Raw genomic sequence first — 11,025 nt, forward strand, 5'->3', positions numbered from 1 at the left:
GGGTAATGACCACAAATCGGTCAAAAGGCTGCTCAAGATACACAGCGCCTTCAAGCCACACAAGCGGTCGAAAGTCGGAAAAAACCACACACATCAGCGTTACAAAGCACAGGTTGCGCTGAGCGCAACCTATTGCTTTGCAAGCATTCTCCCCCCTCTGTGAAGATGCCTGGCGGTGCAGCACCTTGACTCAACCGGTATTGCGCAAGCCCGCCGCGATACCTGCCACAGTGACCAGCAGGGCCTGCTCCAGCGGGCTGTCCAGAGCGGCTTCACGCTTGCGCGAACGTGCCAGCAACTCAGCCTGCAATAGATGAAGCGGGTCCAGGTAGGTGTTGCGCAGACGGATGAATTCCAGGGTCTCCGGGCTGTGTGCCAGTAGCACCGGCTGACCGGTCAGGCCCAGTACTACCTGGCATGACTGCGACAATAGGTCGCGCAAATGAGTACCCAAAGGTCGCAGTTCTGGTTGCACTAGACGTTCGTCGTAGGAGCGGGCAATTTCCGCATCGGCCTTGGCCAGAACCATTTCCAGCATATCGATGCGGGTGCGGAAGAATGGCCACTGCTCGCGCATCTGCGCAAGCAAATCGCCCTGCCCGCGGCTCAAAGCGTTGTTCAGCGCCGCTTCCCAGCCGAGCCAGGCCGGGAGCATCAGGCGTGTCTGGGTCCAGCCGAAAATCCACGGAATCGCCCGCAGGCTTTCGATACCGCCGGCACGGCGCTTGGCCGGGCGGCTGCCCAAGGGCAAGCGCCCCAGTTCCTGCTCTGGAGTGGACTGGCGGAAGTACTCGACGAACTCAGGGTTATCGCGCACCACCCCACGGTAAGCCTTGACCCCGTCGGCGGCCAACTCGTCCATCAGTGCGCGCCAGGCGGGCTGCGGCGGAGGTGGCGGCAACAAGGTTGCTTCCAGCACCGCCGCCAGGTACAGGTTCAGGTTCTGTTCGGCAATGTCCGGCAGGCCGAACTTGAAGCGGATCATCTCGCCCTGTTCGGTGGTACGAAAACGTCCCGCCACCGAACCCGGCGGTTGCGACAGAATCGCCGCGTGGGCCGGGCCGCCGCCTCGCCCGACGGTGCCGCCGCGACCATGGAACAGCAGCAACTCGACTTCTTGCTCGCGACAGATCCGCACCAGCGTCTCCTGGGCCCGGTACTGGGCCCAGGCCGCCGCGGTGGTGCCAGCGTCCTTGGCCGAATCGGAGTAGCCGATCATCACTTCCTGCGGCCCATGCAGGGCGCTGCGGTAGCCCGGCAAGCCCAGCAGGCGCTCCATCACCGGGCCGGCGTTATCAAGGTCCGCGAGGGTTTCAAACAGCGGCACCACACGCATCGGCCGCAGCACGCCGGCTTCCTTGAGCAGCAGTTGCACGGCGAGCACATCAGAGGCGGCACCGGCCATGGAAATCACATAAGAGCCCAAGGACGCAGCAGGTGCGGCAGCGATCTCGCGACAGGTGGCAAGTACCTCGGCAGTGTCAGCCTGTGCTTTGAAATAACCCGGTAGCAGCGGCCGACGGCTATTGAGCTCCTGTTGCAGGAAGGCGATACGCGCCTCTTCGTCCCAGTCGGCGTAACGACCAAGCCCCAGGTACTCGGTGATTTCACTGAGCGCCGCGGTGTGCCGGGCGGCATCCTGACGGACATCCAGACGCACCAGAAACAGACCGAAGGTCACGGCGCGGCGCAGACAGTCGAGCAATGGACCATTGGCGATCACTCCCATGCCACAGGCATGCAGCGACTCGAAACACAGGTGCAGGGGCTCGAACAGATCATGGTTATGCTGCAACACCAAAGGCGAAGGCGTTTGCGGCGACTGCAAGGCGCTCTGCGCCCAGGCACGGGTTTCACGCAAGCGATCGCGCAGCTGCTTGAGTAGCGCCCGGTAAGGTTCGGCAGAATCGCCCACCTTGGCCCTCAGCGCCTCACTGGCCTGCTGCATGGACAACTCGGAGGCCAGGGCATCGATATCGCGCAGGAACAGGTCAGCGGCCATCCAGCGCGCCAGCAACAGCACTTCGCGGGTGACCGCAGCCGTGACATTGGGGTTGCCATCGCGATCACCGCCCATCCACGAGGCAAAACGAATGGGCGCGGCTTTCAGCGGCAGGTGCAGACCGGTGGCCTCATGCAGGGCCTTGTCGACTTTACGCAGATGATGGGGAATGGCGTGCCAGAGCGAATGCTCGATCACCGCAAAGCCCCACTTGGCCTCGTCCACCGGGGTGGGCCGGGTACGGCGAATTTCCTCGGTGTGCCAGGCTTCGGCGATCAACCGTTGCAGACGTTCACGGATCTGCTCACGCTCGGCGGGAATCAGGTCGCGATGATCCTGAGCGGCCAACTGTGCGGCGATGGCATCGTACTTCTGGATCAGCGTACGGCGCGCCACTTCAGTGGGGTGGGCGGTCAACACCAACTCAATATTGAGCTTGCCGAGCTGCCGTGCCAGGGCATCGTCAGTGTGTCCGGCGGCTTTGAGCCGGGCCAGGAGCTCGGACAGCACCCGGGCCTCGAAGGGGGCGGCCTGACCGGCATCACGGCGGCGAATCAACTGATACTGTTCGGCAATGTTGGCCAGGTTTAGAAACTGATTGAACGCCCGCGCCACTGGCAGCAACTCATCTTCAGCCAGGTCATTGAGGGTCGAACTCAGCTGTTCGGCGCCACCACTACGATCAGCCTTGGCGCTGCGCCGGATGTCTTCGATTCTCTGCAGGAACGCTTCGCCGTGCTGCTCACGAATGGTGTCCCCCAGCAACTCGCCCAACAAATGAACATCTTCACGCAAGCGCACATCGATATCAGTCATCAGCCTTGTCTCCGGCATTCCTGGAAAACTGCTTCTGGTCCCAGAGTGCCCCAGTACCGGTCATGCTTTCAAGGCAGACCAAAGGCGGCGCAGAAGCTACGCTCAAATCAGAGCCCTGAGGATTGATGAGGTGATCATGAAAATTCGCGAGCTTGCCCGGCACTGGGAACAGAACGCCAAAGGCCGCCTCAGCCCCACCGGCCATGTTTTGCACCTGGATTTGGAGTCGGCGGCGCGTCTGGCTGCCCTGGCCGAGATGTACCCCAAGCGCCGCCCCGAAGAACTGCTCGGCGAACTGCTGGGGGCGGCCCTTGAAGAACTGGAAGCGAGCTTCCCCTATATCCAGGGCCAGCAGGTGATCGCCACTGATGAAGAGGGCGATCCGCTGTATGAAGATATTGGACCGACTCCGCGCTTCCTGGCCCTGTCACGTCGCTACCTGCAGGACATGAGCACACGCAAAGATGAATCAGCCCACTGACGGTAATCGCGGGCTTGCCCGGCGATGCTATTACTCCTGAACCTGCTGCGGCGTTTCCTGCCCCAGGCAGCGAACCGCCTGTTTCTTGCTGTCCACCAGCACCCCGGTCAGCCCCTTCTGCGAGGTGTCGAAAAGCACTAGTACGCCATCAACGCACTGGGCCACCTGGTTGGCCGGCTTCAGCGAGATCTTGTAATCCTCCCCCGGCACCGTCTTGAGCATGGTGAAATCGGATAGCAGCAGCGCATCTTCAGGTTTGGCGAAATGCAGATAGCCGTAATACCAGAGCGCACCAACCGTACCGATGATGCTGCAGACACCGGTGATGATCAGGGGAATCGCGTTACGTTCTTCACTCATTGTGACGTCTCGTCAGGGTAATTGGGGACTTCGGCCAAACGCCGCAGCCCATTGAAATGTTCGGGGTCGTCGAGAAAGCGCAGCATCACCTGGCGCCAGGTGCGGTCGGCAAAGGTCTGCACATGACCTCCGCGCGTCAGCTGCAACACGCGCGGCGGCGGGGCTGCCTGGTACAACTGAATGCCATTGGCCAGCGGCACGATTGGATCGTCGATGCTGTGGAAGAACAGCTTCGGTGATGCCTTGAGCTGGGCAATCGAATGAATCGCACTGTCACCGTCGGGCACCAGCCACGACAGTGGCAACTGGAAAGGCCAGGTCATCCACGAGTTGCTCAGCGCAAAACGCCCGACCTGACGGTAACTGGCCGGTACGCCATCGAACACCATGGCCTTAAAGCGCTTGCCCTGCTCTGGGTGTTGGGCCAGGTAATGAATGGCCATGGCGCCCCCCAGGCTCTGGCCGAGCAGCACTTGCGGCTTGCCCTGCACTTCAGGCGCCTGGTCCAGCCATGCCAGCGCTGCGGCAATGTCCTGGTAGACCTCCGGCAACGCCGGTTTGCCCTGGGACAACCCATAACCGCGGTAGTCCAGCAACAGCACCTGATAGCCCTGCTCCGGCAGCCACCAACTGCCCCCCAGATGCCAGGCCAGGTTGCCACCGTTGCCATGCAGGTGCAGCACCGTGCCCTTGACCTCGACGCCGGCCTTGGCCGGTAGCCACCAGCCGTGCAAGCGCGTGCCGTCCGCTGCGGTGAGCGTTACATCGCGGTACTCAAGCTTGGCCTTCTGCGGGGTGAACGGCTGGCCAGGCTCGGGATAGAACAGCAGCGAACTGCAACCGCCCAGACTCAGCAACACCAACAGCAGACCGAACAGCCCGCGCCCGGCGTCAGAGAATGTTCGAATAATCGGCTTCAATCCGGTCCAGGCTCAGGTGGTTGAGGAAGTTGGAGAAACACATCCAGGCCGACAGCGCGTTGAGGTCGCGAAACTGCTCCGGCAAGTACTTGGGAGGTTCCACAAGGCCTTCATCGACCAGTTGGCGCAAGGTGCGCATGTCCTCAAGGGTGGTCTTGCCGCAGAACAGCAAGGGGATCTGCTCGAGCTTGCCCTTGCGCACGGCCAACTGAATATAGTTGTAAACCATGATGAAGCCCTTGAGGTAGGACAAGTCTTTGGTAAATGGCAAACCATTGGGCACCGAGCCACGGAATACCCGGCTGGCATTGCCATAGCTCTCCGGCATGTCGAAACCCTGGGCGCGGAAGAATTCGTAGACTTGCATGAAGTCGGCGCCCTCCTCGACCATGTGAATGGCCCGGGTGCGGTTGGTCAGCTTGCGCAGACGACTCGGGTAGGAGGCAAAGGCAATGACCTCCATGAGAATCGCCAGGCCCTCCTGGGTCACGGTCGACGAGGGCGGGCCCTTGGCCAGGAAAGTACAGATCGGCTGGTTCAGGCCATTGAGGGTGGTGCCCACGTGCACCAGCCCCTCGTGCACCTCCAGCGCACGCACGTCGCGGCTGTTGAACATCGCGTCGGCGCGAATTTTGATGTAGTCGGCCCCGGCGGCGGCATCGGCGACGATGCCATCGGACTCGAACACCCGGATGGTGTCCTCGGCCTCGTTGAATACCTTGTTCAAGCGGCCCTGGAGCATTTCCACGGCCTGTTTGGCGGTGAGGTTCTTCGGTTCGTCCTTGAGGTCGCCACGGCCGTCGATGTTGTTCAGGTAGTCGGAAAGCATCAATCCCAGGTCGGCCAGGGTCGGATCACCGGCATGGAAGGCATCGGAAGCGGCGCCATACAGCTCCTGGGAAATCAGGCCGAAATCCTCGGTGCCGCGCGCTTCGAGCATGCGCACCACCATGCGATATTCCTTACACATGCGCCGCATGATCTGCCCGACCGGGTTGAACTGGCCCAGTTGGCGGGTGATGTCGCGTTCGATGTTCTGGAACTCGAGCTTCACCGCAGCAGAGTCGAACGACAACGGCCGCCCCTGGTAATAGGCACGGTCAACGGCCGGCGGCTCCTTGCCCTTGGTCTTGAGGAAGCCCTGGCGGATGCTGTCGTCCCACTTCACCGCGTCGAGCACACGTATGGGCGTTTGCGCCAGGACAATGCGATCAGACAGGGCACGTATCGTCTGCTGGTACTCGTCCACCCTACACTCCTTGAATTGACTCTATTACTTGCTGGCCCGCTGGAACCGCGCCACTTCGATGAACAGGTCGGAGTTGGCCGGGTCGTCCAGATAAGCCAGGACGCGCTCGGCCGGACTGTCGATCAGCACGCCTTTGCCGTTGTCCTCGGGGACCTCATAGGTGCGACCGCTGAGCTCCTTCTTCTGCACGGCCTGATTGACCTGTTCGACGTCGAGGTTGTAGACCACCAGCTCCTTGCCGTCGATGACGTCGAAGCCCCCGATCAGGAAATTGCCGCCCAAGCGCTTGGGCACGCCAGCCGAGAGGTACCAGCGGTTGCCGTGCCGGGATACGGTGAAGACGTACTCATCCCGTTTCTTGTCCTTGCCGATGGCCAGCGCCTTGTAGGCATCGCCACCGCTACGGCTGATCTGCAGGGTCAGTGGTTCGCCCCAGGCGTCCTTGCTGGTCCATTTGCCGAGCAGTGCCTTGGGCGCGGCCTCATTGGCCGGCATCGGCTCATTGAAGGTCACCAGACAACCGCCAAGCAGCAAAAACGACAGCGCCAACAGCAGACTTCTGGCTTTCATCGGGTTCTCCTTGAAATAGGGTCGTGGCTCACACGGCGGCCAGTACCAGATGCAGGTACCGGGTAAGGATAGCGAGCATCTGCGCTTGCGCATCGGCGCGTGAGCCGTCGAGCAGGCCCTGATATTCCATCTGCTCGATAATCGCCGTCAACACCAGCGCATCCTGCTGTGGCTGACACGAGCCCACGACCTGCAACATCTGGCAGGCGCCATGCAGCAGAATCTGCTCATGCAGCTTGACCAGTTCGGCCAGGCGCGGGCACAGCAACGCCTCCTGGCGAAAGGCCTGTTCGGCCATGAGGAAGTCGCGACGGTTGTGCAACTGACGCTGCACATAGTCGGCCATCATCTTCGCCACTTCGTCGGCCAGACGCGCCCGGCACTGCGGGCTGTGATCGCCCTGCGAAAGCAACTGACGCAGCAGCACCTCGGTGTGCTCCCACAATTTGGCCATGTACGCCGCACTGCGTTCCACATACTGGGCGAAGGTATCGGTGAGCAGGTCTTCGATGTCTTTGAAATAGTAGGTGGTCGCCGACAACGGCACCCCGGCCTCGGTCGCCACCGCGCGGTGACGCACGCCACGCACGCCCTCGCGAACGACAATGCGCATGGCGGCATCGAGAATGTCCTGGCGGCGCTGTTCGCTGCCCTGGCGACTTGCCTTGCGGCCCTGATACTGAACGCTTTCGGCGACCGTCGTGGCAACGCCAGCGGCACCTTGTTGAGCCATTGCAGGAGTCACTGCTGATCTACCCCATGAGTTGAAACCGATGTATGAATTTTCTACAGGCATGAAAAAGCCGCCCCGGAAGGCGGCTTGTTCAGAACACTCAGGCCTGTGGACGCATGTGCGGGAACAGGATCACATCGCGAATCGATGGCGAGTTGGTCAGCAGCATCACCAGACGGTCGATACCGATACCCTCACCGGCGGTTGGCGGCATGCCGTATTCCAGAGCGCGAACGAAGTCGGCGTCGTAATGCATGGCTTCGTCGTCGCCGGCGTCCTTGTCAGCCACCTGGGCCATGAAACGCTCGGCCTGGTCTTCCGCGTCATTGAGCTCGGAGTAGGCGTTGGCGATTTCGCGGCCACCGATGAACAGCTCGAAACGGTCGGTGACGTTCGGGTTCTCGTCGTTGCGACGGGCCAGCGGCGAAACTTCGAACGGGTACTGGGTGATGAAGTGCGGCTGTTCCAGTTTGTGCTCGACCAGCTCTTCGAAAATCATCACCTGCAGCTTGCCCAGGCCTTCGAAGCCGAGGACCTTGGCACCGGCTTTCTTGGCGATTTCACGGGCCTTGTCGATATCGTTCAGGTCGTCAGCGGTCAGCTCAGGGTTGTACTTGAGGATCGAGTCGAACACTGACAGGCGTACGAACGGCTCACCGAAGTGGAACACTTTGTCGCCGTACGGCACGTCGGTGCTGCCCAGTACCAGCTGCGCCAGCTCGCGGAACAGCTCCTCGGTCAGGTCCATGTTGTCTTCGTAGTCAGCGTAGGCCTGGTAGAACTCGAGCATGGTGAACTCGGGGTTGTGCCGGGTCGAAACGCCTTCATTACGGAAGTTGCGGTTGATCTCGAAGACTTTTTCAAAGCCACCCACCACAAGCCGCTTGAGGTACAGCTCCGGCGCAATACGCAGGAACATGGCCATGTCCAGGGCATTGTGGTGAGTCTCGAACGGCTTGGCTGCGGCGCCACCAGGGATGGTCTGCAGCATCGGCGTTTCCACTTCGAGGAAGTCACGCTGGATCAGGAAGTTGCGGATATGGTTGATGACCTGCGAACGCACGCGGAAGGTGTGGCGGGTTTCTTCGTTGACCATCAGATCGACGTAACGCTGGCGATAGCGCTGCTCGGTGTCGGTCAAGCCGTGGTGCTTGTCAGGCAGCGGGCGCAGCGACTTGGTCAGCAGGCGCACGTTGGTCATTTCGACGTACAGGTCACCCTTGCCGGAACGCGCCAGGGTGCCCTCGGCGCTGATGATGTCGCCCAGGTCCCAGGTTTTGACCTCGGCCAGGGTTTCTTCCGGCAGGGTCTTGCGGTTGACATAGACCTGGATGCGTCCGGTCATGTCCTGAATCACCATGAACGAGCCACGGTTGAGCATGATACGGCCGGCAACCTTGACCGGAATCGCTGCAGCTTCCAGCTCTTCCTTGGTCTTGTCGACATACTGCTTCTGCAGGTCGTTGCAGTAGCTGTCACGGCGGAAGTCGTTGGGGAAGGCGTTACCCTTGGCGCGCTCGGCAGCAAGCTTTTCCTTGCGCAGGGCGATCAGGGTGTTTTCTTCCTGTTGCAGGTCTTGCGGGTCGAGTTTGAGGTCGCTCATGTCGTCACATTTTCCATCAGAGTTCATTGTCCCTTGCCTGTGGCCAGGGATCGCGGGGCAAGCCCGCTCCCACCGGGTGTCGCGGTTACAGCCCCTGCTTGAGGCTGGCTTCCAGGTATTCGTCGATATCGCCGTCGAGCACCTTGTCGCAGTCGCTGCGCTCGATGTTGGTGCGCAGGTCTTTGATCCGCGAGGCGTCGAGCACATACGAACGGATCTGGTGGCCCCAGCCGATGTCCGACTTGCTGTCTTCCAGAGCCTGGGACGCCGCGCTGCGCTTTTGCATTTCCAGTTCGTACAACTTGGCCCGCAGCATTTTCATCGCGGTGTCTTTGTTGGCGTGCTGGGAGCGTTCGTTCTGGCAACTGACCACGGTGTTGGTCGGAACGTGGGTGATACGCACCGCCGAGTCGGTGGTGTTTACGTGCTGACCACCGGCGCCCGAGGAGCGATAGGTGTCGATGCGCAGGTCCGACGGGTTGATCTCGATTTCCACTTTGTCATCGATCTCGGGGGACACGAACACCGCCGAGAACGAGGTGTGGCGACGAGCGCCGGAGTCAAACGGGCTCTTGCGCACCAAGCGGTGCACGCCGATCTCGGTACGCAGCCAGCCAAAGGCGTACTCGCCCTTGATGTGCACGGTGGCGCCCTTGATGCCGGCGACTTCCCCCTCGGACAGCTCCATGATGGTGGCGTCGAAACCACGCTTGGCGGCCCAGCGCAGGTACATGCGCAGGAGGATGTTGGCCCAGTCCTGAGCTTCGGTACCACCGGAGCCGGCCTGGATGTCCAGGTAGGCGTTGTTCATGTCCATCTCGCCGCTGAACATGCGACGGAACTCGAGCTTGGCCAGGGATTCTTCCAGGCCCTGGAGCACTTCGACGACGTCGTTGACGGCGCCTTCGTCTTTTTCCTCGACGGCCATATCGAGCAGTTCGCGGGAGTCGACCAGACCACCGGAAAGTTCATCCAGGGTGTCGACGATCTGCGCCAGCATGGCGCGCTCGCGGCCCAGTTCCTGGGCGTACTCGGGCTTGTTCCAGACGTTCGGGTCTTCAAGCTCGCGGTTGACTTCGATCAGGCGGTCATGCTTGTGATCGTAGTCAAAGATACCCCCGAATGGACTCGGAGCGCTCGGTCAGGTCCTTGATGGTGTTCAGGATCGGTTGGATTTCCATGGGCGGACAGCTCTCTTACGTAATCGGTAGAAAAGCCGGGGAGTATAACCGAGTCTGGAAGCTGACGGCAGCCCGTCGGGCGGTTGTGGGGGCGGGCTGGTCTCAAGCCACGCCCACCTGATTGCGGCCGTTGTTCTTGGCCAGGTACAAGCCTGTGTCAGCCGCCGATATCAACTGTCGGCAGTGACTGCCAATAGCCGGTGTCAATGTTGCCAGGCCGATGCTCACCGTCAAGCGTGAGGCGGCTTCTGGCGTGCTGTGCGGGATGTTCAGGGCGAGCACGGTCTGACGCAGTTTTTCGGCAATCAGGCGCGCGCCGCCCGGTGAGGTGTTGGGCAGTACCAGGGCGAACTCTTCGCCGCCATAGCGCGCCGGGAGGTCGCTCGGCCGCGAGCAGGAACCGCGAATGGCCTCGGCCACCTGGCGCAACGCCTCGTCGCCGGCCAGGTGGCCCAAACTGTCGTTATAGGCTTTGAAATAGTCGACGTCGATCATCAGCAGCGACAACTGCTGCTGCTCACGTATGGCCCGGCGCCACTCAAGTTCCAGGTATTCGTCGAAATGGCGCCGGTTGGACAGCCCGGTAAGGCCATCGGAGTTCATCAGGCGCTGCAGCATCAGGTTGGTGTCGAGCAACTGCTGCTGGCTGACGCGCAAAGCCCGGTAGGCCTCGTCGCGTTGCAGCAGGGTCAGGTAGGAGCGCGAGTGGTAGCGAATGCGCGCCACCAGTTCGATGTTGTCCGGCAGTTTGACCAGGTAGTCGTTGGCGCCGGCAGCAAAGGCCGCACTTTTGACCAGCGGGTCTTCCTTGGTCGACAGAACGATGATCGGAATGTCCCGGGTCGCCGGGTTGTTACGGTACTCGCGCACCAGCGTCAGGCCGTCGAGGCCGGGCATGATCAGGTCTTGCAGGATCACCGTCGGTTTGATCCGCACTGCCTGGACCACAGCCTGGTGCGGGTCGGCACAGAAGTGGAAGTCGATGTTCTCTTCGAGAGCCAGACCACGGCGTACCGCCTCACCGATCATGGCCTGATCATCAACCAACAGGACCATTGCCGAGTTTTCATTGGTGGTCGGAAAACCGCCGAGCGGTAAATCATTCATGCG

9 protein-coding genes and 1 pseudogene are annotated in these 11,025 nt (G+C 61.3%); 1 reads left to right on the forward strand and 9 read right to left on the reverse strand.

Going from position 1 to position 11,025, the window contains the following annotated elements; all coding sequences use genetic code 11:
• Nucleotides 1–190: 190 nt before the first annotated feature.
• Nucleotides 191–2,818 (reverse strand): phosphoenolpyruvate carboxylase, encoded by a 2,628-nt coding sequence (ppc, locus tag C6382_RS19870; protein ID WP_107026049.1) that lies wholly within the window; start codon nt 2,816–2,818, stop codon nt 191–193.
• 136 nt (nt 2,819–2,954) lie between these two features.
• Here ppc and C6382_RS19875 point away from each other — a divergent pair, with 136 nt between their 5' ends.
• A complete protein-coding gene (locus C6382_RS19875) occupies nt 2,955–3,299 on the forward strand; it encodes a pilin assembly protein (protein ID WP_107026050.1) in 345 nt (114 codons plus the stop codon).
• Between the two features lie 30 nt (nt 3,300–3,329).
• Here the strand turns inward: C6382_RS19875 and C6382_RS19880 are convergent, their stop codons facing one another.
• The 8 genes and pseudogenes from C6382_RS19880 to C6382_RS19915 all read right to left on the reverse strand — a co-directional run.
• Nucleotides 3,330–3,659 (reverse strand): hypothetical protein, encoded by a 330-nt coding sequence (locus tag C6382_RS19880; RefSeq protein WP_107026051.1) that lies wholly within the window; start codon nt 3,657–3,659, stop codon nt 3,330–3,332.
• Nucleotides 3,656–4,579, reverse strand: a complete 924-nt coding sequence (locus C6382_RS19885; protein ID WP_107026052.1) for an alpha/beta hydrolase — start codon at nt 4,577–4,579, stop codon at nt 3,656–3,658. Before C6382_RS19885 ends, C6382_RS19880 begins: the two co-directional genes overlap by 4 nt.
• A complete protein-coding gene (locus tag C6382_RS19890; RefSeq protein WP_107026053.1) occupies nt 4,551–5,828 on the reverse strand; it encodes a flavohemoglobin expression-modulating QEGLA motif protein in 1,278 nt (425 codons plus the stop codon). Before C6382_RS19890 ends, C6382_RS19885 begins: the two co-directional genes overlap by 29 nt.
• A 24-nt stretch (nt 5,829–5,852) precedes the next feature.
• Nucleotides 5,853–6,398: a hypothetical protein gene (locus tag C6382_RS19895; protein WP_107026054.1), complete on the reverse strand. Its 546-nt coding sequence runs from the start codon at nt 6,396–6,398 to the stop codon at nt 5,853–5,855.
• A 28-nt stretch (nt 6,399–6,426) separates the two neighbouring features.
• Nucleotides 6,427–7,131 carry a TetR/AcrR family transcriptional regulator gene (locus C6382_RS19900; RefSeq protein ID WP_107026055.1) on the reverse strand — a complete coding sequence of 235 codons (705 nt, stop codon included), beginning with the start codon at nt 7,129–7,131 and terminating at the stop codon, nt 6,427–6,429.
• 100 nt (nt 7,132–7,231) lie between these two features.
• The gene (gene lysS / locus C6382_RS19905; RefSeq protein ID WP_107026056.1) at nt 7,232–8,734 is read right to left on the reverse strand and encodes a lysine--tRNA ligase; all 1,503 of its coding nucleotides are present in this window, start codon (nt 8,732–8,734) and stop codon (nt 7,232–7,234) included.
• Nucleotides 8,735–8,819: 85 nt separating this feature from the next.
• A protein-coding gene (prfB, locus tag C6382_RS19910) for a peptide chain release factor 2 (protein WP_107026057.1) occupies nt 8,820–9,915 on the reverse strand; the annotation gives its coding sequence in 2 pieces (ribosomal slippage) (nt 8,820–9,842 and nt 9,844–9,915; 1,095 coding nt in all).
• A 74-nt stretch (nt 9,916–9,989) separates the two neighbouring features.
• Nucleotides 9,990–11,022 (reverse strand): annotated as a pseudogene (locus C6382_RS19915) (diguanylate cyclase); the annotation flags it as partial.
• Between the last annotated feature and the right edge of the window lie 3 nt (nt 11,023–11,025).

Source organism: Pseudomonas sp. BBP2017 (genome assembly GCF_003024385.1).
Taxonomy (GTDB): domain Bacteria; phylum Pseudomonadota; class Gammaproteobacteria; order Pseudomonadales; family Pseudomonadaceae; genus Aquipseudomonas.

Bases quoted from the DNA above. Each gene is read 5' to 3' on its own strand.
- C6382_RS19875 (WP_107026050.1), top strand. From the start codon at position 2,955: ATGAAAATTCGCGAGCTTGCCCGGCACTGGGAACAGAACGCCAAAGGC.
- ppc (WP_107026049.1), bottom strand. From the start codon at position 2,818: ATGACTGATATCGATGTGCGCTTGCGTGAAGATGTTCATTTGTTGGGC.
- lysS (WP_107026056.1), bottom strand. From the start codon at position 8,734: ATGAGCGACCTCAAACTCGACCCGCAAGACCTGCAACAGGAAGAAAAC.
- C6382_RS19895 (WP_107026054.1), bottom strand. From the start codon at position 6,398: ATGAAAGCCAGAAGTCTGCTGTTGGCGCTGTCGTTTTTGCTGCTTGGC.
- C6382_RS19880 (WP_107026051.1), bottom strand. From the start codon at position 3,659: ATGAGTGAAGAACGTAACGCGATTCCCCTGATCATCACCGGTGTCTGC.
- C6382_RS19900 (WP_107026055.1), bottom strand. From the start codon at position 7,131: ATGGCTCAACAAGGTGCCGCTGGCGTTGCCACGACGGTCGCCGAAAGC.